Raw genomic sequence first — 22022 nt, 5'->3', positions numbered from 1 at the left:
GTCGTGCGGGAGGGTCGTGATGAGGGCGGTCAGAGCAGCCACCCCGGTCGGACCGGCGGTTCCTGGCGAGTGACGGGCGGGCCGGCTCAGGCCTGGAGTGAGGCCTCCAGCTCCTCGGCCGGGACGAGGCCGGCCACCTTCGGTGGCTCGACCGGCTCCAGCAGCCGGCTCGGGGCGCCGTCCACGCCCACCGGCAGGTCGCCGTCCAGGGTGATCCGGCGGACCAGGCGCGGCTCGTCGCCGTAGTCGTTGACGGCGTAGTGCTGGGTCGCCCGGTTGTCCCAGATCGCCACGTCGCCGACCTGCCACTCCCAGCGCACGGTGTTCTCCAGGCGCTCGATGTAGCGCTGGAACAGCGCGATCAGAGCCCGGCTGTCGGTGCCGGACACGCCCTGGATCCTCTGCGCGAACGCACCCAGCAGAAGGGACTTCTCGCCGGTCACCGGGTGGACGCGGACCAGCGGGTGCTCGGTCTTGAACGCGGTGGAGACGAACACCTGGCGGAACAGCCTGGCGATCTCCGCGTTGTCGGCCAGCTCGGGCTTGAGTGCCAGGCTCGCCGCATAGTCGTAGTCGTTGGTGTGAACGGCCCGCAGGCTCTCGGCCAGCACCTTCAGCGGCTGCGGGAGGTCCTGGTAGGCGGCGACGGTGTTGGCCCAGACCGTGGAGCCGCCGGCCGGCGGCAGCTCCAGTGAGCGGAGGATGGACGCCTTCGGGTAGGACGGCACGAAGGTGACGTCGGTGTGCCAGTTGTTGGCGCGCACGCCCTTGGTGGCGTCCAGCTCGAAGATGTACCGGCCGTCGGCGCTGGGCACCGTCGGGTGGCCGACCGGCTGGCCCAACAGGCGGGCGAACGCCTCGTGTTCGGCGTCGTCCAGGTGCTCCTGGCCGCGGAAGAAGAGCACCTTGTGCTCGTACAGGGCGGCCTCGACGGCGGCGACCGTCTCGGCGGGAAGGTCGCCGCCGAGGCGGACGTCGTGCACGATCGCGCCGATCCGGCCGGCGGCCGGGGTGAGGCGGAGCTCGGTGAGGGCGGTGGTCATGGCGGTACCTCGGCTTTCGCGTGATGTCGCGTGGATTCGTGGGGCTTCGAGTAGGGCTTCGGGTGGGGCGGGACAGGTGGAAGGGCGGGGGGTGCAGGCCGTGGGGAGTGGGGCAGGGTGCCGGCGTGCACGGAGTGCGCGGTGCAGCAGTGCAGCGGTGCAGCGGCTCGTGGGTTCGCGGCTTCGTGGCTTCGCGGGGAGAACGGGTGGCGCTGGACGTGAGGGCTCGGCGCCGCGCCCTGGACGGAGCCCGTCCGGCGAGCCCGTCCGTCCGGTCGGGCCGTCAGGGGCTCAGAGCTTGAGGCCTCGGAGGTTCAGCCGTTCAGCAGGTGAGCGTTTCAGCGACAACAGAGGCTGCGGCGACGGCCGCGGCAGAGGCGGGGACAGGCAGGGCACGGGACGTGGCGAACGGTGGTCATCGGCCCTCCTTCCGGCGTGCTGCGAGTGGGTTCGGCGCTCATCGTGCTGAACGCCGAGGCCCGCTGTCAATCGCCATCTTGCCTGCTGAGCAGGGGTGTTGCCGCGGTGTGGCAGCCCTGTTGCGGCCGATGGCCGGACGATGGCGGGAGTGCTTCGCGGTGCCGATCGGCCTTGTAGCGGGCCTGCCGGAGTTACTAACTCTCGGAGCGGAAGAAACCCCGGAGACGCTCCGCGGCGCTGCCGGGCACGCCCCGGGCCCGAGCGAGGGGGACGGTACCGAGTCTGGAACTGCTGCACGCCCGCGAAGGCGGCGGACCCCGGCACGGTGCCGAACGCGTGCGAGGAGGCGAGGTGCGCGATGGCGCCGGGGTCCGGCGTCACCAAGGCCGCGCCGCCGGCGCTCACCCGCACCGCCGCCGTTCGAGCGGAACCACGTAGGGTGCGGTGCAACGCCGTTGCGCCGGGATTCGTCCCGGTGGAGCGTCACCGGCACGTCTGGACCGACCCGGAGCCGAGCACGCGGCCCTGCTGCCCGCGGCCCTGCTGCCTTGAGATCCCGTTGAGATCCCGTTGACATCCCCGAGGAGAAACCCGATGCGTGCCGAACCCGTTGCCGAGACCCCGCGACTCGCCCTCGGCGAGGGCCCGCGCTGGGACGCCTCCCAGGGCCGCCTCCACTGGATCGGGATCCGCGACCGCCGCGTCCTCACCCTGGACGCGTCGAGCGGTCGGGTCGCCGTCACCGAACTCGCCGTCACCCCCGGTGCGTTGATGTTCCGCCCGGACGGCCGTCCGGTGCTGGCCACCGAACGCGGCTTCGAGCTGCTGGACCCCGCTACCGGGCGCACCGAGCTGCTCGCCCCGGTCGAGGCCGACCGGCCGGAGCGCCGGATGAACGACGGCGCCTGTGACCCGTACGGCCGCCCGGTCGCCGGCACCATGCAGCGGGCCGAGCCCTGGCAGCCCGGCCCGCTCTACCGGTTGGAGGACGACGGCGGCGCGCGGGCCGTCCTGGACGGGCTGTCCGTCCCCAACGGCCTGGCCTGGCCGGAGCCGGACCGGCTCTGGCACATCGACACCCCGACCCGCCGGATCGACCTCTACGAGTACCCCGAGCAGGGCCCGGTCGGCCGCCGGATCCGCTCGCTGGACATCTCCCACCTGCCGGGCCTGCCCGACGGCATGACCCTCGACGCGTCCGGGAACCTCTGGGTGGCGTTCTGGGACGGCGCCGCCGTCCACTGCCTCTCGCCGGAGGGACACCTGCTCGCCACCGTGGAGCTCCCGGTGCCGCGCGTGACCAGCTGTGCGTTCGGCGGCCCGGACCTGCGCACGCTCTACATCACCACCGCCCGGACCGCCGAACACCCGCTCTCCGGCGCCTTGTTCGCGCTCGGCCAGGTCTGACGCCGTCAACGGCCGCCGCTCCGGCGGGGCGGGCGGGGTCGTGGCGGGCGGAGTCGGGGCGGGCGGAGTCGGGGCGGAGTGGCGCCCGCGTGGGGCGCCTCATGTGCCGAGCAGGCGGGCGAAGTCCAGTCCGAGGCTGCCGAGGACGGGCAGCGCGCCGAGGTCGGTCACCCCGCCGACCGGGATGCTGTACCCCTGGTTGACCTCCCGCGGTGCGGCGGTGGTCGCGGCGGCCGGGATGGCGCCGGCCAGCAGGGCGGCGCCGAGGAGCGCGGCGGTGAGAGCGGTGCGAAGCGTGGGGTGCACGGGGCCTCCTGGGGTGCGGAACGTGCCCTGACAACGCGCCACCCCGTGCTGCGGTCACGTATCGTCCCGCCTTCGGCCGCGTTCGTAAAGCATCTTGCCTTGTGTTCATGACAACACATCAAAGGTCTGGACCTCGTCGGCCGGCCCGGCATAGCGTCCCTTTCCGGGAGGGTCGGACGTGCTCGAACTCCTCTGCTTCGCCGCTGAATTGGCCTGATCCGGCGAGTGTGGGGGAGGCCCCGGCCCCGCCCGTGCTCGGTATGCCGTCCGCACCAAGAATCGGAGGGGAACCCATGCGAATCGCCAACATCAGGAGTGCCCGGATCCTGGCCGGCGCGCCGCTCGCCGCCGCCGCGCTGATCGCACTGACCGCAGGCTCGGCCAGTGCCGCGATCCCGATCAACAAGCCGATGAACGGCAAGGCCACCTACTACAACGACGCCGGCTACGGCGCCTGCGGCACCCGGATCAACGCCGCCACCCAGCTGCTGGTGGCCGTCTCGCACACCTGGTGGACCACCGCCAACCCGAACAACGACCCTGTCTGCAAGGGCATTTCGGTCAAGGTGACCTACCAGGGCAAGACCGTCACCGTGCCCGTCAAGGACCAGTGTCCGTCCTGCGACTCCACCCACATCGACCTCAGCCAGCCCGCCTTCGCCCGGCTCGCGCCGCTCGACAAGGGCGTGATCACCGGCCTCACCTGGCAGTTCGTCAAGACCGGTTTCGCCGGCGAGACCATCCCGCTCTCCGCACCCGTCGAGGGCTCGACGATCGGCTAGTGTCCTGATTCCTTGATCTGTCGTTGATCGGTGCATTGGACGTCCTGGGCCGAGGCTGGCCGAACTGGTGTTGTCGGATCACGAGCGGCAGGTGCTCGGTGCCTGGGTACGGGGCTAATCCACCCCGCAAGCCCTGGCGTTGAGAGCCCGGATCGTCCTGGCGTGGGCCGAGGTCGAGCCTGACGGGCTTCCCCGTTCAGCCAGTTCGGTGGCCGTTGCCGCCGGGGTGACCACGGAGAGGTTTCCAAGTGGCGGAGCCGTTTTCTCAAGGACCGCCTGGACGGCCTCGGCGACGCACCCCGCCCCGGCCGGGTCCGGACGGTCATCGACGAGCAGGTCGCCGAACTGGTCCGGGTGACTCTGGAAACGAAGCCGAAGAACGCCACGCACTGGTCGACCCGCTCGATGGCCGAGCGGGTCGACCTGTCGCAGTCCACGGTCTCGCGGGTCTGGCGGGCGTTCGGCCTTTCACCGGCGTCACCGCACGGCCGAGTTCAAGAAGTTCCTGGGCGAAGCTGGGACCGGGAGGTGCCGGCCGGCCTGGACGTGCACCTGATCTGCGACAACCATGCAACCCACATGACCGAGACGGTCAAGAAGTGGCTGCTGGCGCACCCCGTTTCCAGCTGCATTTCACTCCGACCGGCGCGTCCTGGCTGAACCTGGTCGAGCGGTGGTTCGCCCGTCTCGCCAGTGCGGCGGCCACCACTGAATGACGACGGTTCCCCACGACGCCCTCCCCGAAAGATCAATTGGTGTGTCGTACCAGGATCGCGGAGCACAGTCAGGCTCGCCGGTCCCAGTGAGTTGCCGAGAGCGCTGAAGATACCGTCTCAAGATCGCCAGGACGGTGCCCAGGCGGAACCGGCCGGGCAAGAGCGGCCACCGGAGGGCGGCCGGGCAACGGTGACCCGGCCGTCCTCGGGGCGCCGTCCCTCGCAGCCCCTCCCGGCGGTCGCGGTGGGCGGGTACCCGCCCAGGCCCGGCGCCGGTGCCAGGCGAACCGCCGTCCGGCGTCCGCATCGGCGTGCCGAGGCGCGGGACGGCGAGCCCGCCCGGGAAGCCTGACAGGGTGCAGGGCGCGGCGGCCGGATCCTGGCAGCGTGGTGGTGGTCCGCACGGGAGGACGCGGCGTAGCGTCCCCGCAGATCACCGAACGAAAGCAGGTTCCCGTGGCCCGCAACGGCGACGACACCCCGGCCGTCAACGGCGGCGTCTCCTTCTGGTACGCGCGCAGCGGCCTGCCCGAACCCCGGCCGGCGCTGCCGGGCGACGCGGACGCCGACGTGTGCATCGTCGGCGGCGGGTACACCGGGCTGTGGGCGGCGTACTACCTGAAGAAGGCCGAGCCCGGGCTGCGGATCACCCTGCTCGAACAGCGCTTCTGCGGGTACGGCGCTTCGGGGCGCAACGGAGGCTGGCTCTACAACGGCTTCGCCGGGCGGTCCGCCTTCGCCCGCCGGTACGGGCCCGGGCCGGCCGCCGCGATGCAGCGCGCGATGGACGCCGCGGTCGGCGAGGTGGCCGACACCGCCGCCGCCGAGGGCATCGAGGCGGACATCGTCCGCGGCGGCGTCCTGGAAGTCGCCCGCACCCCCGCCCAGCTCGCCCGGCTCCAGGCCTTCGCCGCGGCCGAGGCCGCCTACGGTCCGGACCGCATCCACCTGCTGACCGGCCGCGAGACCGCCGGCCGGGTCCGTGTCGCCGGCGCGCTCGGCGGCACCTGGACGCCGTACGGCGCGCGCATCCAGCCCGCCGAACTGGCCCGCGGCCTCGCCCGGGTGGTCGGGGCGCTCGGCGTGCGCATCCACGAAGAGACGCCGGTCACGGCCGTCCACCCCGCCGGACCGGGCCGCCGCGCCCGGGCCGTCACCCCGTACGGCACCGTGACCGCCGACCACGTGCTGCGTGCCACCGAGGGTTTCACCGCCGGGCTGAGCGGCGAACGGCGCACCTGGCTGCCGATGAACTCCGCGATGATCGCCACCGAACCGCTGCCGCCCTCCTTCTGGGCCGCGGCCGGCTGGGAGGGGCGCGAAGTCCTCGGGGACTTCGCCCACGCCTACATGTACGCCCAGCGCACCGCCGACGACCGGATCGCCCTCGGCGGGCGCGGCGTCCCCTACCGCTACGGCTCGCGCACCGACTCCGACGGCACCACCCAGCCGGCCACCGTCCGCCAGCTCCGCGCGATCCTCGACAGCTTCTTCCCCGCCGCCGCCGACGCCCGGATCGACCACGCCTGGGCGGGCGTGCTCGGCGTCCCCCGCGACTGGTGCGCCACCGTCGAGCTCGACCGCGCCACCGGCCTCGGCTGGGCCGGCGGCTACGTCGGCAGCGGCGTCACCACCGCCAACCTGGCCGGCCGCACCCTGCGCGACCTCGTCCTCGGCCACGACACCGGACTCACCCGCCTGCCCTGGGTCGGCCACACCGTCCGCCGCTGGGAGCCCGAACCGCTGCGCTGGCTCGGCGTCCACGCCCTCTACGCGGCCTACCATGCCGCCGACCACCAGGAGTCCACCGGCCGCCCCACCACCTCCCCGCTCGCCCGCCTGGCGGACGCGATCTCGGGGCGCGGGTAGCGGGCGCCTGGCGTCGGCCCGTCAGTCGGGCGAGCGGGCGTCCTGCGTCGGTCGGTCGGGCGAGCGGGCGTCCTGCGTCGGTCGGTCGGGCGAGCGGGCGTCCTGCGTCGGCCCGTCAGCGGGTGGCGGTGAGGCCGTCGATCAGGGCCCGGAGCCCGTCCGCGTAGGTGTCCTCCGCGGTCAGCGGCGCCCAGCGGCCGGCGACCTGCGCCAGGCGGGGGAGCTCGTCCGGGTCGAGCTCGGCGAAGACCCGCTCGCGGTAGGTCGTACGGTCGTCGTCCGCGCGCCGCCGGGCCGCCGCCGCCCGGACCACGATCTCTCCGGCGGTGTAGTACCAGATCGCACGGTATCCGTGCACGGCCTGCTCGGGGGAGAGTCCGCAGGCGACCAGGCCGTCGACGATCTGCTCGACGAACCAGAGCGCGGACGCGGACATCAGGTCGTCGGCGGTCAGCACCTCCACGATCCAGGGGCAGGCGGCGAGCGCCTCGTGGATCGTGGTGGCGGCCGCGACGATCCGCTCGCGGGGCGGGGCGGGCAGTTCGGTCCGGCGCAGCGTCCGTGAGGCGTAGTCGTCGAGGAGCAGGACGAGCAGCTCCTCCTTGTTGCGGACGTGGTGGTAGAGCGCCATCGGCGTACTGCCGACCTCCGTGGCCAGCCGACGCATGGTCAGCCGGTGCACGCCCTCCTCGGTGACGATCCGACGGGCCGTCCCGATGACCTCCTCGCGGGAGATGCGGGGAGGGCGGCCGGGGGATCTGCGCGGTGCGGGCGGTTGCGGCATGCCCCCCATCATCCCCGAACGCGCCGACAGCCCCGGGGCGCTCGCAGTCCCGAGGCGCTGACAGTCCCCAGGGCGCCGGCGACCCGAGGCACCGACGACCCGAGGAGTCGACAACGGCGGCCGCCCGCGCTAATTTCCTTACATGTATAAAAACTTACGAGGGCACCCGGGAGCGGTGCTGGTGGCGGCTTGCGTCGCCCAGTTCGTCTTCGCCCTGGACATGTCGGTGGTCAATGTCGCCCTGCCTGCGATCCGCACCGCGCTGGGCTTCTCGGCGCTCGACCTGTCCTGGGTCGTGCACGTCTACGCGCTCACCTTCGGCGGGCTCCTGCTGCTGGGCGGCCGCGCCTGCGACCTCTACGGCCGGAGGCGGCTGCTCCTGGTCGGCCTGGCCGTCTTCGGGCTCTGCTCCCTGGCGGGCGGCCTGGCCCGCGAGCCCTGGCAGCTGGTCGCCGCCCGCGCCGGCCAGGGGCTGGGCGCCGCCGCGGCCGCGCCGGCCGCGCTCGCGCTGCTCACCACCACCTTCCCCGAAGGCCCCCGGCGGGTTCGTGCGCTCGGGGTGTGGAGCGCGGTCAACGCCGCCGGGGGAGCGCTCGGCGTACTGGCGGGCGGACTGCTCACCGAGTACGCGGGCTGGCGCTGGGTGATGCTGGTCAACCTGCCCATCGTGGCCGCTGCTCTCGCCCTGGTCCTGGCGGGCGTACCCGCCGGAGCACGGCCCGGCCGGCGCGAACGGCTGGACGTGCCCGGCGCCGTCCTGGCGACCGGCGGAGTCGGGTTGCTGGTGTTCGGTGTCGTCCGTACGGACGCCCGGGGGTGGGCCTCCCCGGCCACGGTGGCGACCCTCGCCGCCGCCGCCCTTCTCCTGGCCGCCTTCGTCCTCGTCGAATCCAGGGCGCCCGCGCCTCTGCTGCGGCTCGGCCTGCTGCGCAGCCGCTGGGTCGCCGGGGCCAACCTGCTGGTGTTCCTGGCCGCGGCCGGGCAGTTCACCGCCTTCTACCTCGTCTCCCTCTACCTGCAGCAGGTCCTGGGCCTGGGCGCTGCGGCGACCGGCGCCGCGTTCCTGCCCTTCTCGGCGGGCCTGGTGGCGGGCACCGTCGTCGCGACCCGCGTCACCGCGGCCCGCTCCCCGCGCGCCTCCCTGGTGCCCGGCGCCCTGCTGGCGGCCGCGGGCCTGGCCTGGTTCGCCTTCATCAGCCCCGACGGCGGCTTCCTCACCGACGTCCTCGGCCCGTCCCTCGTCACCAGCGTCGGCACCGGGCTGGTCCTGGCCCCGGTCGCCGCCGCCGCGACCACCGGCATCGCCCCCCACGAGGCCGGCACGGCCTCCGGTGTCCTCAACAGCTCCCGCCAACTCGGCGGCTGCGTCGGCCTGGCCGCCCTGGCCACCGTCGCCGCCCAGCGCACCGGCACGGCCACCGGCCCCGCCGCACTCAACGACGGCTACGCCCTGGGCCTGGCCGTCACCGCCGGCCTCTTCGTCCTCGCGGCGGCCGTGGCGATCGGCGTGCTCCCCGGCCGCCGGGCCGGAGCACCTGACCCGCGACCCGCCGTCCGGGCGGAGAACCGACTGGAAGGAACGCGATCATGACCACCACGACCCCCGTCGACCTGTTCGCCTCGGCGCTGCACATCCACCCCGACGGCGACGTCCGGGCCGCCGAGCGGCGGATGGTGAACGGCGACCCCGGCGCCTGGCAGATCGCGACGTTCCACGCGGAGACCGACGCCGACGTCCACGCCGACCACTGGGAGATGCACCCGGAGGCCGAGGAGGCGGTGTGCTGCCTGACCGGCGGCATCCGCCTCCACCTCCGTCCCACCGCTCCCGGCGGCGAGGAGTCCCTGGTGCGGTTGCGGGCGGGCACCGCCGCGATCGTCCCCCGAGGCCGCTGGCACCGCCTGGAGCTGGACGCCCCCAGCGACCTGATGTCGATCACCCTCCGCCACGGCACCCGCCTCGAGAGGCGCACCGGCCCTCGCTGACCGGACTACGGGCAGGCGCGGGTGCAGGCGCAGGCGCTGCCGGGCCGCCGCCGCGGTCCGTCCTCCGGGAGCCGAGGACGGCGCCCGCGCCGTTCCCGTCCTCCGCGGCGGTCGGCGCCGCTCAACCGCCCACGCGCACCACGTACTTGCCGGTCGCCCGGCCGGCGGCCATGGCGTCGTGGGCGGCGGGGACGTCGGCGAGGCCGGCCAGCTCGGTGACGGGCAGGGCGAGCCGGCCGTCGGCGAGCAGGCCGACGACCCGGGCGATGGCCCGGCCCAGTCGCTCGGGGGCGGTGGCGGCCAGGCCGCGGTGGCTGAAGCCGGTGACGGTGAGGTTGCCGGCGAGCAGCCGGCCGACCGGGGGCAGCGCGCCGATGTCGCCGCCGCCCGCGTTGCCGAACAGGACGATCCGGCCGCCCACCGCGGCCAGGTCGAGGTCCAGCTCCAGGGCCTCGGTGCCCAGCGGGTCGAGGACGAGGTCGACGCCCCGCCCGCCGGTGGCCTCCCGGACGGCCTCGCGGAGCCGCTCGTCACGGGCGTACGCGTGGTGGTAGCCGGACGCCTCGGCGGCCGCGGCCTTCTCGGGGCGCCCCACGGTGCCGATCAGCAGGCCGCCGCCGAGCAGCGGCACGAGCTGGGCGATCGCGCTGCCGATCCCGCCGCCCGCCGAGTGCACGAGGACGGTGTCCCCGGCGGTGAAGCGGCCCGCGTCGGTCAGTAGCAGCATGGCGGTGGCCAGGCCGAGCGGGGCGGCCGCGGCCTCGCTCAGTGCGAGCCCGTCCGGTACCGGCACGGTCAGGGCGGCCTCGGTGACGACCACCTCGGCGAGGCCGCCGCCGGGCGGCGCGGCGACCACCCGGTCGCCCACCTCCAGCCCGGTGACCCCTTCGCCCACGGCCCGGACCGTGCCGGCGACCTCCTTGCCCGGCAGGTACGGCCAGCCGGAGTCGTAGGCGGTGTCGCCGCGACGGGTCATCACGTCGACGAAGTTCAGCCCGGCGTAGGCGACGTCGACGGTCACCTGGCCGGGGCCGGGGTGCGGCGCCCCGACCTCCTGGATCTGCGAGTTCTCGGCTCCACCGGGTGCGGTCATCACCAGTGCGCGCATGTCGGGCCCCTCAGCTACGATGTTCGACGAATGACGAAATTGCTGTGTGACATTGGTAGCACGCAATTTCGATGATTGTCGAACATGACTGACAGGGAGGGCCGTCCGTGCCCCGCAGCAGCACCCGGCGCAAGGCGCCGCTCGCGCACCCCGAGACCGGGGAGATCGACCTGTTCGACGTGCTGCACGCGCTCGCCGACCCCACCCGGATGACCATCGTGCGCGTCCTGCGCGCCGAAACCGAACGCGCCTGCGGCACCTTCCCGGTCGACGTCGCGCCCTCGACCCTCAGTCACCACTTCAAGGTGCTGCGCGAGTCCGGCGTGGTCCGCCAGCGCGAGGAGGCCAACCGCCGCCTGACCGCCCTGCGCGCCGCCGACCTGGAGCAGCGCTTCCCCGGCCTCCTCGACACCGTCCTCGCCGCCCACGCCCGCACCGAGGCCGGTGCCGGCTAGGGCGATCGCCGCAAGTCCGGCCCGGTCTCCCGGTCCGGGCGTTCCCGCGTCGAGCCGGATCCGTCGGCCGTCCGGGCGTGCCCGCTGGCAGGCCGGGCCGCCGCCCCGCACGGCGGTGCCCGAAGGCCGGACGGCGGAGGGGCGGGGTGCGTGCGCGGGATGCGGGCGGTACTGGTGGGGCTGATGCTGCTCGGTCTCGGGGTCCCGGCCGGGGCGGCCGGCGCCGTGCGGGGTGGGCGGTCGTGGTGGTGGACCAGGCCTCGCGGAACGTCCTCGTGCTGCAGAGCGCCGAGGAGCTGATGGCCTACCAGCGGCCGGACCGGCTGCCGGTGGTGTGGTCGTGGAGCGCGGACCGGGCGCCGGACCTCGCCGACCTCGCCCCGGCCCACAGCTGGGCGCTGCCCGACGAGGAGAAGAGCCGCACGAGCCGGCACCGGGCGGCTGCTGACCGCGGCCCCCGACCGTGCCGGGCCCTGTTCCTGGTGCACCTCGGTGGTCACCTTCCACTGCCCTGACGGCGTCCGCGTCCTGTCCGGCACGCACCTGTACAAGGCGCGTCGGTGGGCCAGTTGGACGGGCTGACCCGCGGGGCCCGGCCGGTCCCGTGGTGACGCCGGGTGACGGGCTGGGAGGCATTCGGATGATGCGGCAGATTTTATGCCCCCGCAAACTACTCCAATGGTGGGCAGTTTCCCGTGGGCATCCGTAATCCTGTGACGGCGTGGCCGGGCTGGGATAGCGTCCGTTCCACCGGGGGGTTGCGCGATCCGCGCCTGAACCGCTCCGGTGTATTCGAACGCATCAGACAATGCAGTATATTTTCGGGAGAAAACCGTGCGCAATTGCCTTTCGGAAATCCGGTCGGACGCCGTCGACGAGCTGCGGCTCGCCGTGGACTCCCTCGCGGCGTTCCCGGCCCGGGGCGGGGCCGGCGGCGTCGACGTGGACGTTCCCGACCGCCTGGCCGCGGTGGCCGAGCTCTGCCGCGCCGTGGACGGGGTGCTCGACAGCCTGGTCGTCCAGGCCGCCGCCGAGGCCGCGGAGGAGGGGTGGACCGCCGCCCGGATGGCTTCGGAACACGCCGTCTACTACGCCAGGTTGCAGCGGGCGCTGCTGCCCGCCGGGGCTGGCGGCCAGGGCGACGCCGGGCTGAAGAAGCAGTGAGCGCGCCGCACCCAAACGCGCATGTCCTGACCTGTCCCACCCGGTGGAGCGACGTCGACGAGAACGGGCACATCAACAACGCCCGGCTGGTCTCCTATGTCCAGGAGGGGATCTACGACCTCTTCCGCCACCACGCGGTCGCCGTCCGGGAATCCCTTTTCCCGTCCGGATTCCTGATCGCGCGCCATGAGATCGATTACCTGGAGCAGCTCCACCACGCGTCGGAACCATTGCTGGTCCGGCTGACCGTGGCACGGCTGGGCCGCAGTTCCGCGCATGTCGAGGTGAATGTCTGCCGCGATCCGCTGACGTATATGCGGGCGCGCACCGTGGTGGTCGCGCGGGACCGGGACTCCGGTCGTTCCCGCCAACTCAGCCAGTCCGAGCGCCGGTTTCTCGAGGCGTTCGTGCCGGGCGGGGCCGCGGCCGATCCGCTGCCTACGGCGCCGCCCCAGCGGGTGCCGGTGAAGGCCTCGCGCGCCACGGTCACGGCACACCGGCCGCGCAGACGCTGCCGCGCCTCGGCGCGCTGACGGCGTCCTGCCGGCACCGACGAAGCTGCCGGCAGCAGGGGAAGCAACGACACGGAGAGCGGCCACGGCACGGACAGCGGCAACGGAGCCGCCGGCTGTGGCCCACCGACGCCGGCCCGGGCACGCCGGTACCCGGGCCCCGCCCGGGACGCGCCGCCGCTGGTCGCCGGCCCGGCGGAGCTCCGCCGTCCGGTCGCCGAGGGCGTCGTCCGGGCGGCGCGCTCGGAGCGGCGCCCCGCGACGACCTGCCCGGCCCGGCCGCCCCCACCCGGCTCCGCGGCCGGTGAACCCCGGGGCGGCCGGCAAGGTCAGTGGCCGGTGGTGGCACGGAACAGGTCCGCGCCGGCGCCGGTGAGGTGGACGGGGCCGCCGGTGGGGCGCAGGTAGGCGGCCCGGCCCGGGCGCAGGTCCAGCCGGCGGCCGTCGGGGCCGTGGAGTCGGGCGTGGCCGGCGGTGCAGACGAGGATCTGCGGGGCCGCGGGCAGGTCGACCCCCCGGTGGGGGTGCCGGTGGGGCGGAGGCGGGAGAGGCGGAACTCGGCGGCGGGGGAGGGGAACACCTCCTCGACCGGGTCGGCGGCCGGTCCGGCCGTGAGGACGCGGGGTTCGCCGGTGCGGAACGTCGTCACCGCCAGCAGGCCGTCCACGTCGAGGTGTTGGGCGGTGAGGCCGCCGCGCAGCACGTTGTCCGAGTTGGCCATCAACTCGACGCCCACGCCGTGCAGATAGGCGTGCGGCACCCCGGCGTCGAGGAAGAGGGCCTGGCCGCCCCGGAGCCGGACGTGGTTGAGCAGCAGGGCCGCGACCAGTCCCGGGTCACCGGGGTAGTCGCGGGCGGCCCGCGCGTACGCGGCGCAGGCCCCGGCGAACGGCCCGCCGTCGGCGGCGACCCGCCGCAGTGCCTCGGTGACGGCGGCGAGGTCGGCCGGGCCGGGGCGGACGTCGTCCAGGACGTGCCGCAGCAGCGCGGGCAGCACCTCGCCGGCGGGCCGGTGGCGCAGCGCGGCGGCCCAGGGGGCGAGCAGCGGGACGGCCGGCTCGGACAGCAGACGGGCGGTGGCGGCGGCCGGGCGGAACCCACAGAGGGCCTCGAAGTCGCCGAGGGCACAGATGAGTTCGGGTTTGTGGCCGCGGTCGCGGAAGGTGCGGCACGGGGCGTCGAGCGGGATGCCGCGGGCCTCCTCGGTGGCGTGGCCGGCCTCGGCCTGCGCGCGGGTGGGGTGGACCTGGATCGAGAGGCACGATCGGCGGCCAACACCTTGAAGAGGAACGGCAGTCCCGGGCCGAAGCGCCGCATGGTGCCGGCCCCGAGCTCGGCCTCGGGGTCCTCGGCGATCAGTTCGTCCAGTGGGCGCGGCCCGTCGCCGTCGTCGAGCAGGGACGGCGCCGACGGGTGGGCGCCCATCCAGAGTTCGGCCTGCGGCTCGCGGGTGGGCGGGGTGCCGGTGAGGGCGGGGACGGCGGTGGCGGAGCCCCAGGGGTAGGCGCGGACCGGATTGGCGAGCAGCGCGAACGGGGGACGGCGCGTGTGGGCATGGGCGGCTCTCTCGTGACAGGCGCTATCGGCAGAGGGCCGCCGCGCCGATCAGGCCCGCGTCGGTGCCGAGTTCGGCCCGGCGCACGTCGAGGCCGCGGATGTAGGGCAGGGCGGCGTACCGGTCGAGGTGGCGGGCGAGCGGGTCGAACAGGGCGGGGCCGGACTCGGCGACCCCGCCGCCGATCACCACCCGGTCGAGGTCGACCAGGGCGGCGGTGGCGGCGATCCCGGCGGCCAGGGCCTGGGCGGCCCGGTCGAAGGAGGCCAGCGCGACCGGGTCGCCGGCCAGCGCGTCGGCCGCGACGGCGCGCGCCGAGCGGTCCTCGCCGGACGGCCGCCAGCCCCGGGCGAGGGCCCGCCGCGCGATGGCCGTGCCGCTGGCGAGGCCCTCCAGGCAGCCGCGAGAGCCGCACGGGCACGGGTCGCCGTCGAGGTCGACGGTGATGTGGCCGAGGTGGCCGGCGTTGCCGCTGGGGCCGGGGCGGACGGCGCCGTCCAGGACCAGTCCGGCGCCGACGCCGGTGGAGACGACCAGGCAGAGCGCGTTGTCGGCGTCCCGGGCAGCGCCGCGCCAGTGCTCGGCGGCGGCCATGGCGACACCGTCCCCGGCCAGCGCCACCGGCGCCCCGGCCCCCGCCACGGCGGGGTGGGCGGCGACCTCGGCGACCAGCGGGAACGACCGCCAGCCGGGGATGTTGACCGGGCTCACCGTGCCGCCGGCGAGGTCCACCGGCCCGGCGCTGCCGATGCCGACGGCGGTCACCGCGGACCACCCCGGCGCCGCGGCCAGGTGGTCCAGCACCCGGTGCACGACGGCCAGCACGGCCGCGCCGGACTCCCCGGCGGGGGTGGGCAGCTGGACCCGGTGGGAGAGCCCCCCGTGCCGGTCGACGAGCGCTCCGGCGATCTTCGTCCCGCCGATGTCGACGGCGGCGAACAGCGGGCGAGCGGACGGGGAGACGGTCATCGCGGGAGGCTCCAGAACGAGAAGCGGGGGGTGAGCGCCCCCGCCCGGGCAAGCGGGGGCAGTCGAGCAGCGTACGTCAGGCGGACGCGGGCGTCAGCCGCAGTGTGACCAGCTCGAACGGCCGCAGCGCCAGCACCACGCCGTCCCCGTCCCCCGTGACCTCGCCGCGGGCGTCGGCCCACGGCCGCTCCAGCAGGTCGCAGGGCACCGCCCCAGGCCAGCGGGAACGAGGCGGCGAGTCGGCCGGCCCCGGTCGGGTCGGTGACGGTGTTGCGGTAGCACGGGTCCACGTCCCAGGCGTCCCAGATGTTCGGGAAGTCCGGGTGCAGCTGGAGTAGGTTGGCGCGGGCGTAGCCGCCGCAGGCCCCGAGACGGCGATCACGGTCGCGGTGTCGGCGGCGGCCATCAGTGCCTGCCCGGACAACCCGCCGCCCTCGCGGGTGAGTTGGTCGGACCAGGGCAGGCGCAGCACGGCGTGCTGCGCCCCGGTCTCGGTGACGGTGAGGCCGAGGGCCTGCGCCCAGGGGGCGAAGTCGTCGTTGAGGATCTGCTCCGCCTCAGCGGTGGTGAGGGTCGTCCGGCCATTCGGGCGAGGGCCGAACGGAAGTGCCACCGCCATCATCTGACATGACTTGTCAATGAAATTGAACGCGATTGGCATGATCCTGCAGAATCGCCATCAAGTGTGCGGGCGGGGCGCAATCCGGTGAGATGCTGCCCAAGTGGTGAAGCCGGGTCTTTTCGGATAGGCCTTTGTTCGTAGAGTTTCCTTCAGGTAACGTCGTGACGGACGGGTCGGGTGCAACCAGGGGGATTTCTCGTGCAGTTGATGCAATTGGTGCATCTGCAGGCCTGCCTGCGCGGGGGTGTCGATTCCGGCGAAATTCGGACATCTCCGCTCTCTCTTCTTGCCATCCTCTTCCGTCGTCGAACCAATCGGGATTGACATAAAGAAAAGAGCGCATGGGCGTGAATCCGGGAAATGGCTGGTCTCTGTTGCCGGTGGTGGCGCTGCGGCACGCGGGCTTTCCCGTTGAGCTGCTGGAAGCACTCTCCGAACAAGACGCAGGGCTGGAGGCCGCGGCATTGCGCAAGGCCGCCGAAAGGGCCGCCGAGGCAGGCTCGGCACTGCTGGAGAAGCTGCGCGGAACGGCAGTACCGGCGGGGGTCGGTTCCCGGATCGGGATGCTTGCCGCGCTGCCCGAGAGTGTGCCGCACGCCCAGGAGTACGAGCGGGCGCGGGCCGAGCTGGTCGACCGGTGGGAGCGGTACGAGACCGCGCACCGGGACCGGCTGGAGGCCGGATGGCGGTACGTGGCCGCGGAGTTCCGCGCCGACGCGGCGCTCCGCGAGGTGCTGCTGCTCTCCAACGACGCCCACTTCCCTCGGTTCGCCGCCTGGTTGGACGAGCACCGCGACGGCGCGCGCTTCGGCAAGGCCGACCGCCGGATGGCCGACCTGCTGGTGCGCTACCTCCAGCGGGTGACCACCAAGAACGAGACCACCGCCCACTTCGGGCCGATCGCCACCGGTCGGCTGGTGCCCGGCGCGGCCTGCGTGAGCTGGACCGACACCGGCGCGCCGGAGCGCAGGGTCCACGCCGCGCACTGGGCGGCCGAGGCGCTCGCCGAGGTGCTCGGACGCCATCCCGACCTGCGCGGCCTGGTCCGCCCCCGCCGCCGTCCGCTGGCCTTCGCCGAGGCCGGACGGCTCGCCCTCTACGCCCCCACGACGGCCACCGGCTTCCTCGCCGACTGGCGCTTCGAACGGACCGCCGACGAACGGCTGACCGAGCGGCAGCAGTGGCTGCTGGAGCGCTGCGACGGGGTCCGCCAGCTCGCCGAGCTTCGCCGCGAGTGGCCCTTCGGCCCGTCCGCAGACACATCCGACGGCGTATCCGAAGGCGTACCCGAAGCCGGGACCGAAAGCGGAAGCGATGGCGGGTTCGACGAGTGTCTTGCCGACCTCGCCCGGCGGGACTGGCTGGTGGACCGGTTCGAGATCCCGATCGGTGCCGCCGATCCGCTCCGCGTGCTGCGCGAGGCGCTGCCCGATCCGGGCCACTCGCCTGCTGTCGACGAGGCACACCGGCTGGTCGCCTCGCTGGAGCAGCGGCTCGCCGCGTTCTCTGCGGCCGGACCGGCCGAGCGCCCCGCCGCGCTGGCGGCCGTCAAGGAGGAGTTCACCGCCGTCACCGGCCTCGCCGCCAACCGCCGCTCGGGACGGCACTACGCGGACCGCGCGGTCTTCTACGAGGAGGGCCACAGCCGCGTGGCCGACCTGACCATCGGCGACGAGATGCAGCGGCTGCTCGCCGAGGAGTTCGCTCCGGTCTACGACCTGATCCTGGCCGGCCCCCGGCTCCGGATGCGCCGCGAGCGGGAGATCCTCGCCCGCTGGGCCACCGACCGCTTCGGGGCCGAACGCCCCGTACCGCTCGGCGAGTTCTACGCCGGGTACTTCGATGACCGGGACGCCCTGCTCGCCTCGTGCGATGCGGTGGATCGCGACCTCCTCGCGCTGGACGACGACATCACCGCCGCGCTGCTGGCGGACGCCCGTCCCGGGGCCCGGGCGATCGAGGTGACCCCACACATCCTGACCGCGCTGGCCGCGGCCCGGCCCGGCGACCCGGCCGTGGTGTGCAACCCGGACGTGCTGCTCGCCGCCGCGAGTGCGGCCGACCTCGCGGCCGGCCGGCTGACGGCCGTGCTCGGCGAGTGCCATGCGGTGCGCGAGCTCCTGTCGCACGCCAGCTACGCGCCGCTGCTGGCCGAACGGGCGCCGGACCTCGGCCGGTTGGTGCACGAGGCCTACCAGCGGATGCTCGGACCGGACGAGGTGCTCTGCGACCTGGTCCGCTCCCACCCGAACAAGACCGGTGCCCAACTGCTGCTTCCCATCCCCGATGTGGAGATCACGGGCCGCTCCGGCAAACCCCGCGGGCAGGTGCTCCAGCCCCAGCAGCTGTACCTGCTGGTTCGCGAGGGACGGATCGAGCTGCGGGCTGACGGGCTGGAGCAGCGGCTGCGCCCGCTCTCGGTGCCCGCCGGTGGGCAGAGCATCCGGCAGGACCCGCTCGCACCGCTCGGATTCCCGCGCCACTACGGCGGGGTCAGCCTGCGCGCCCGCCACCGGGACCACGTGCCCAGGATCAACTGCGGCCGGATCGTGCTGCGGCGCGAGAGCTGGCGGGTCCCGGCCACTGCACTCCGCGGCGCCCGGCCGTTCCCGGGCGCCGGTGACAGCGACGCGGCGGACTTCCACGCCGTCCAGGGGCTCCGGGACCGGCTGGGCCTGCCCCGGCACCTGTTCGCCAAGGTGCCGGGCGAGCCGAAGCCGCTCTACCTCGATCTGGACGCGCCGCTGCTGGTCCGTCAGCTGTGCCGCGCGGTCGGATCCGCCGTCACCGAGGTCGAGCTCAGCGAGATGCTGCCCGGCCCCGACCAGCTCTGGCTGGAGCTCGACGGCCGGGGCCACACCGCGGAGTTCCGGTACGCCGTGTTCTCCCGACCGGAAGGGCGGTGACCGCCGTGGACGCAACGACCCGAGGCCCGGGCAGCAGGGTGTGGGCCTACGTCGGGCGGGACCGGGGTCGGCTCACCCGGCTGGCCCTGGTCGCCCTGGCGATGGCCCTGGTGAGCGCGTCCGCGCCGGTGCTGATCGCGCAGGGCCCCGGCTACGGCCTGCGCTCGACCACCGGCGGGAACCTGCTCGCCGCCGGGGTGATCGCCGGCGGTGTGGCGGTCTGGGCGCTCAACCGGTGGCGGGCCTACCTGACCAAGCGCCTGGTGGCCGACGCCGTCCTGGAGCTGCGGCTCGACGCGCTGCGCTCGGCGCTCGGCCAGGACCTGGAGTACTACGACCGCAACGACCGGGCGGAGATCACCAGCCGGATCACCAACGACCTGGAGTCCTTCGGCGAGGCGGCGTTCAACCTGCTGGAGCTGCTGCAGCAACTGCTGGTCGTGGTGCTGCTGGTGCCGCTGATGTTCTTCCTGGAATGGCGCCTCACGCTGGCGACCCTGCTCGGCGGTGTGCTGATCGCCTGGACCACCCGCAGGTTCGGCCGGGTCACCCGCGGACGGGCCGGCCGCGCGGCGGCGGCGACGGGGGAGCTGACCGCGGCCATCGCGGAGAGCACCTCGGCGCTGGCCACCGTCCGGGCCTTCGGCTGCGAGGAGCCGCTGATCTCGGCCGCGGCCGGGCTCAACTCCCGTCTGTTCGAGGCCAACCGGCGGTCCGACGGTTTCGCTGCGCTGCTCCAGCCGCTGCTCTCGGTGATCAGCGGGGCGATCATGGCGATGCTGGTGTTCGCCGGCGGCCTGATGGTCGAGGACGCGGTGCTCACCGTCTCCGCCTGGTACCTGTTCGTCCTGGCCACCGACCGGGTCGCCTGGCTGCTGGGCTCGACCGGCGCCCTGGACGGCCAGGCGCAGACGGCGCTCGCCGCCGCCGAGCGGGTCTTCGAACTGATCGACGCGCGGGTCCAGGACACCGCGGCGGCCGAGCCCCCAGCGCCGGCCAAGGGCGAGATCCGGGTGACCGACCTCAGCCTGACCTACTCCTCCGGCAACCAGGCGCTGTGCGGCCTCTCGCTGGAGGTGCCGGCCGGCTGCCACCTCGGGCTGGTCGGGCCCTCGGGCTCCGGCAAGTCGAGCCTATTGAAGGTGCTGGCCCGGATGCAGTCCGCTACCGGAGGCACCGTCCACCTGGACGGCCGTCCGCTCGCCTCGATCCCGGAGGCCGAACTGCGCCGCGGGGTGGCCTACGTGCCGCAGCAGCCGCAGCTGTTCGACGGCACGCTCGCGGACAACCTCCGGCTGGCCGCCCCCGATGCGACCGACGAGGAGCTGACCCGGCTGGTCGCCGAAGCAGGACTGACCGACTGGCTCGCCGCCCTTCCGCGGGGGCTCGACACCCCGGTCGGACCGCGCGGCGCGCAGCTCTCCCACGGCGAGCGCCAGATCGTCTGCCTGATACGGGCGTTGGCCAAGAAGCCGATCCTCGTCCTGCTCGACGAGCCGACCGCCAACGTGGACGCGGCCACCGACGAGCACCTCCAGACCGCGTTGCGAACCCTGCTTGCCGGAGTCACCTGCGTCATGATCGCGCATCGCCTGAACACCGTCCGAAGCGTCGACCGGATCGCCGTCCTGCGCGAGGGACGGATCACCGAGAGCGGCACGCACGCCGAACTGCTCGCCGCCGCCGGGGAGTACGCGGCGCTGTACGAGGACTTCGCGTACGCCTCCGCCGACACCCGCACCGCACCGGTCGGCGGTGGCCCGTGCTGACCACCGAACAGGTCCGCTGGCTCGCCGCGCGACTGCGGGCCTCCCGGCTGCCGCTGCTGCTGGTCCTGGCGGGCGGCGTCGTGACCGCGTTCCTCGCGGTGGTGGCCTCCTGGGCGACCGGCATGGCGCTCGACGAGGCGCTCAAGCGCGGTGTCGGTGCCGGGCCGCTGCTCGCCCTCGGCGGGACGCTGCTGGCCAGTCAGCTGATCCGCGCCCTGGTGCTCTACCTGCGTCAGCTGGCGAGCATCCGGCTGGGCACCGCGCTCGAGCGGGACCTGCGGTCCGAGCTCGTCACCGGCGTGCTCACCGACGCCCGCCCCGGCGACCGGGGTGTCCGGCTGTCGACGCTGATCAGCGACGTCCGCGCGGTCCGGTACATGATCACGCCGGGGGTCGACGTCGGCGTGGCGGCCTGCGCCTTCGTGGTCGTGGTGCTGGGCTCCGCCGTGATCTGGTCGCCGCAACTCGTGCTGGCGCCGGCGCTCTACGCGATCGGCTTCGCGTGGGTGTCGGTCCGGATGCTGCGCGGCATCAGCCGTGCCGCGCGGACCACCCGGGCCCAGTCGGCCGACATGACCGAGCGGGTCACCGAGGCGCTGCAGAACATCGAGGCGGTCCGCGACGCGGGCGGTCCGGACGCCGTCTGGGGCCGGCTGCGGGCCGCCGCCTCCGCCCACCGCGACGCCGTCGTCGGCCAGGGCCGCGAGGAGCGACGCACCCCGCTCTTCCTGCTGCTCGGCGTGGTGCAGGGGATCGGCTTCGCCCACGCCTTGCTGCTGGCCAGGGACGGCCGCCTCACCGTCGGCGACATGGTCGGCTACCACAGCCTTCTGCTGCTGCTGGGCGGCCCGACCTTCTCGGCCGGGGCGGCCTTCCCGGCCCTCGCCAACGGACTCGCCGCCATCGCGCGGATCCACCAGCTGTTCACGGGCCTGCGGCCCGCGGACGACGGGTCGTTCCGGCCGGACGCGGACGTGCCGCAGCTGGAGGCGGTGGACGCGGTCCCCGCCGAGGGACGGCAGCTGCCGCCGCGGATCTCGGTGACCCTCCCGCCGCGCTCGCTGGCGGTGGTCACCGGGCCCACCGGCTCGGGAAAGTCGACCCTGCTGCAGATGCTGGCCGGAGTCGAGGCCCCGGCCGCCGGCTCGGTGCGGATCGGCGGCGTGGACGCCACCGAGTGGCGCCGGGAAGACCTCGCGCGTCGAGTGGTCCTGGTCGCCGAGCACGACGCACTGTTCTCCATGAGCCTGGCCGAGAACATCGGCCTCGGGCGGCTCGGCGCCGAGGGGGAGGAGATCCGCGCCGCGGCCGGGCAGGCCGGCGTCGCCGAGTTCGTCCCCGCGCTGGCCGACGGCTGGGACGCCCGGCTCGGCACCGGCGGGGCGGCGCTCTCCGGCGGGCAGCGCCAGCGCGTCGCGCTCTCCCGGGCCCTGCTCTCCAGGGCCGACGTCCTGCTGCTCGACGACCCGTTCAGCGCGCTGGACGCCGGCGTGGCACGCCGGCTCGCGGCCGAACTGATCGAGGTCGCCCGGCACCGCACCGTCGTGGTCGTCTCGGACCGCGCGGACCTGCGCGCCCGGGCCAGCCACGTCCTGCATCTCGACGATTCCCAACTGACCGTACACATCCCTGAGCTCCGAGGAGCCTGA

Annotated in this window: 18 protein-coding genes and 2 pseudogenes; 13 read left to right on the top strand and 7 right to left on the bottom strand. The window is 74.2% G+C overall.

The annotated features are described in order from the left end of the window. Window positions 1–86 precede the first annotated feature (86 nt). Window positions 87–1043 (bottom strand): TauD/TfdA dioxygenase family protein, encoded by a 957-nt coding sequence (locus tag ACZ3YO_RS22465; protein WP_465571980.1) that lies wholly within the window; start codon window positions 1041–1043, stop codon window positions 87–89. A gap of 1014 nt (window positions 1044–2057) precedes the next feature. Between ACZ3YO_RS22465 and ACZ3YO_RS22460 the strand changes: the two genes are divergently transcribed. Next, window positions 2058–2870, top strand: coding sequence for an SMP-30/gluconolactonase/LRE family protein (locus tag ACZ3YO_RS22460; RefSeq protein ID WP_465571977.1), 813 nt, complete (start codon window positions 2058–2060; stop codon window positions 2868–2870). Between the two features lie 99 nt (window positions 2871–2969). Here ACZ3YO_RS22460 and ACZ3YO_RS22455 read toward each other — a convergent pair whose 3' ends face one another. After that, window positions 2970–3176, bottom strand: a complete 207-nt coding sequence (locus tag ACZ3YO_RS22455; RefSeq protein ID WP_465571974.1) for a hypothetical protein — start codon at window positions 3174–3176, stop codon at window positions 2970–2972. 293 nt (window positions 3177–3469) lie between these two features. Here ACZ3YO_RS22455 and ACZ3YO_RS22450 point away from each other — a divergent pair, with 293 nt between their 5' ends. The 3 genes and pseudogenes from ACZ3YO_RS22450 (at window position 3470) to ACZ3YO_RS22440 (ending at window position 6543) form a co-directional block, all read left to right on the top strand. Further along, the gene (locus ACZ3YO_RS22450; RefSeq protein ID WP_465571972.1) at window positions 3470–3958 is read left to right on the top strand and encodes a cysteine/serine endopeptidase inhibitor; all 489 of its coding nucleotides are present in this window, start codon (window positions 3470–3472) and stop codon (window positions 3956–3958) included. Between the two features lie 234 nt (window positions 3959–4192). Continuing rightward, window positions 4193–4653 (top strand): annotated as a pseudogene (locus ACZ3YO_RS22445) (helix-turn-helix domain-containing protein); the annotation flags it as partial. Between the two features lie 477 nt (window positions 4654–5130). Continuing rightward, window positions 5131–6543 (top strand): NAD(P)/FAD-dependent oxidoreductase, encoded by a 1413-nt coding sequence (locus tag ACZ3YO_RS22440; RefSeq protein ID WP_465571969.1) that lies wholly within the window; start codon window positions 5131–5133, stop codon window positions 6541–6543. Window positions 6544–6658: 115 nt separating this feature from the next. On the opposite strand, the gene ACZ3YO_RS22435 is transcribed toward ACZ3YO_RS22440, so the two are convergent. Next, window positions 6659–7327 carry a TetR/AcrR family transcriptional regulator gene (locus ACZ3YO_RS22435; RefSeq protein WP_465571967.1) on the bottom strand — a complete coding sequence of 223 codons (669 nt, stop codon included), beginning with the start codon at window positions 7325–7327 and terminating at the stop codon, window positions 6659–6661. Window positions 7328–7469: 142 nt separating this feature from the next. Here ACZ3YO_RS22435 and ACZ3YO_RS22430 point away from each other — a divergent pair, with 142 nt between their 5' ends. Together ACZ3YO_RS22430 and ACZ3YO_RS22425 are read left to right on the top strand one after the other, a co-directional pair. Beyond that, window positions 7470–8918: an MFS transporter gene (locus ACZ3YO_RS22430; RefSeq protein WP_465571964.1), complete on the top strand. Its 1449-nt coding sequence runs from the start codon at window positions 7470–7472 to the stop codon at window positions 8916–8918. Beyond that, window positions 8915–9313 carry a cupin gene (locus ACZ3YO_RS22425; protein WP_465571962.1) on the top strand — a complete coding sequence of 133 codons (399 nt, stop codon included), beginning with the start codon at window positions 8915–8917 and terminating at the stop codon, window positions 9311–9313. Before ACZ3YO_RS22430 ends, ACZ3YO_RS22425 begins: the two co-directional genes overlap by 4 nt. Before the next feature lie 121 nt (window positions 9314–9434). On the opposite strand, the gene ACZ3YO_RS22420 is transcribed toward ACZ3YO_RS22425, so the two are convergent. After that, window positions 9435–10421 carry a quinone oxidoreductase family protein gene (locus ACZ3YO_RS22420; protein WP_465571960.1) on the bottom strand — a complete coding sequence of 329 codons (987 nt, stop codon included), beginning with the start codon at window positions 10419–10421 and terminating at the stop codon, window positions 9435–9437. Between the two features lie 107 nt (window positions 10422–10528). On the opposite strand from ACZ3YO_RS22420, the gene ACZ3YO_RS22415 reads away from it, so the two are divergent. The 4 genes from ACZ3YO_RS22415 (at window position 10529) to ACZ3YO_RS22400 (ending at window position 12573) form a co-directional block, all read left to right on the top strand. Next, window positions 10529–10876, top strand: a complete 348-nt coding sequence (locus ACZ3YO_RS22415) for an ArsR/SmtB family transcription factor (protein ID WP_465571957.1) — start codon at window positions 10529–10531, stop codon at window positions 10874–10876. A gap of 242 nt (window positions 10877–11118) precedes the next feature. Continuing rightward, complete coding sequence (locus tag ACZ3YO_RS22410) at window positions 11119–11391, top strand: hypothetical protein (RefSeq protein WP_465571954.1); 273 nt, start codon at window positions 11119–11121, stop codon at window positions 11389–11391. 319 nt (window positions 11392–11710) lie between these two features. Beyond that, entirely contained in the window at window positions 11711–12040 is a 330-nt protein-coding gene (locus ACZ3YO_RS22405; RefSeq protein ID WP_465571952.1) for a hypothetical protein, read from the top strand. Further along, the gene (locus ACZ3YO_RS22400; RefSeq protein WP_465571949.1) at window positions 12037–12573 is read left to right on the top strand and encodes an acyl-CoA thioesterase; all 537 of its coding nucleotides are present in this window, start codon (window positions 12037–12039) and stop codon (window positions 12571–12573) included. The genes ACZ3YO_RS22405 and ACZ3YO_RS22400 overlap by 4 nt, the downstream gene beginning before the upstream one ends. Window positions 12574–12881: 308 nt before the next feature. Here ACZ3YO_RS22400 and manA read toward each other — a convergent pair. The 3 genes and pseudogenes from manA to ACZ3YO_RS22385 all read right to left on the bottom strand — a co-directional run bounded on the left by manA (window position 12882) and on the right by ACZ3YO_RS22385 (window position 15689). Then, a pseudogene (manA, locus tag ACZ3YO_RS22395) lies at window positions 12882–14079 on the bottom strand (mannose-6-phosphate isomerase, class I). Between the two features lie 52 nt (window positions 14080–14131). Next, on the bottom strand, window positions 14132–15076 hold the full coding sequence (locus ACZ3YO_RS22390; protein ID WP_465571946.1) for an ROK family protein: 945 nt from the start codon (window positions 15074–15076) through the stop codon (window positions 14132–14134). A 76-nt stretch (window positions 15077–15152) separates the two neighbouring features. Then, on the bottom strand, window positions 15153–15689 hold the full coding sequence (locus ACZ3YO_RS22385; protein ID WP_465571944.1) for a PaaI family thioesterase: 537 nt from the start codon (window positions 15687–15689) through the stop codon (window positions 15153–15155). 350 nt (window positions 15690–16039) lie between these two features. On the opposite strand from ACZ3YO_RS22385, the gene ACZ3YO_RS22380 reads away from it, so the two are divergent. From ACZ3YO_RS22380 to ACZ3YO_RS22370, 3 genes are read left to right on the top strand one after another with little or no spacing between them, the layout of a single operon-like run. Beyond that, window positions 16040–18604, top strand: a complete 2565-nt coding sequence (locus ACZ3YO_RS22380) for a lantibiotic dehydratase (protein WP_465571942.1) — start codon at window positions 16040–16042, stop codon at window positions 18602–18604. Window positions 18605–18609: 5 nt separating this feature from the next. Next, complete coding sequence (locus tag ACZ3YO_RS22375) at window positions 18610–20373, top strand: ABC transporter ATP-binding protein (protein ID WP_465571939.1); 1764 nt, start codon at window positions 18610–18612, stop codon at window positions 20371–20373. After that, window positions 20367–22022, top strand: coding sequence for an ATP-binding cassette domain-containing protein (locus ACZ3YO_RS22370; protein ID WP_465571937.1), 1656 nt, complete (start codon window positions 20367–20369; stop codon window positions 22020–22022). Before ACZ3YO_RS22375 ends, ACZ3YO_RS22370 begins: the two co-directional genes overlap by 7 nt.

The sequence above is a fragment of the Kitasatospora sp. NPDC022785 genome (assembly GCF_055561295.1).
This window is presented reverse-complemented; position numbering and strand designations above follow the sequence as displayed.

What these genes read in the sequence shown, in the direction of transcription:
- ACZ3YO_RS22465 (WP_465571980.1), bottom strand. Translation starts at nt 1,043, where the DNA reads ATGACCACCGCCCTCACCGAGCTCCGCCTCACCCCGGCCGCCGGCCGG.
- ACZ3YO_RS22460 (WP_465571977.1), top strand. Translation starts at nt 2,058, where the DNA reads ATGCGTGCCGAACCCGTTGCCGAGACCCCGCGACTCGCCCTCGGCGAG.
- ACZ3YO_RS22450 (WP_465571972.1), top strand. Translation starts at nt 3,470, where the DNA reads ATGCGAATCGCCAACATCAGGAGTGCCCGGATCCTGGCCGGCGCGCCG.
- ACZ3YO_RS22435 (WP_465571967.1), bottom strand. Translation starts at nt 7,327, where the DNA reads ATGCCGCAACCGCCCGCACCGCGCAGATCCCCCGGCCGCCCTCCCCGC.
- ACZ3YO_RS22430 (WP_465571964.1), top strand. Translation starts at nt 7,470, where the DNA reads ATGTATAAAAACTTACGAGGGCACCCGGGAGCGGTGCTGGTGGCGGCT.
- ACZ3YO_RS22425 (WP_465571962.1), top strand. Translation starts at nt 8,915, where the DNA reads ATGACCACCACGACCCCCGTCGACCTGTTCGCCTCGGCGCTGCACATC.
- ACZ3YO_RS22420 (WP_465571960.1), bottom strand. Translation starts at nt 10,421, where the DNA reads ATGCGCGCACTGGTGATGACCGCACCCGGTGGAGCCGAGAACTCGCAG.
- ACZ3YO_RS22390 (WP_465571946.1), bottom strand. Translation starts at nt 15,076, where the DNA reads ATGACCGTCTCCCCGTCCGCTCGCCCGCTGTTCGCCGCCGTCGACATC.
- ACZ3YO_RS22380 (WP_465571942.1), top strand. Translation starts at nt 16,040, where the DNA reads ATGGGCGTGAATCCGGGAAATGGCTGGTCTCTGTTGCCGGTGGTGGCG.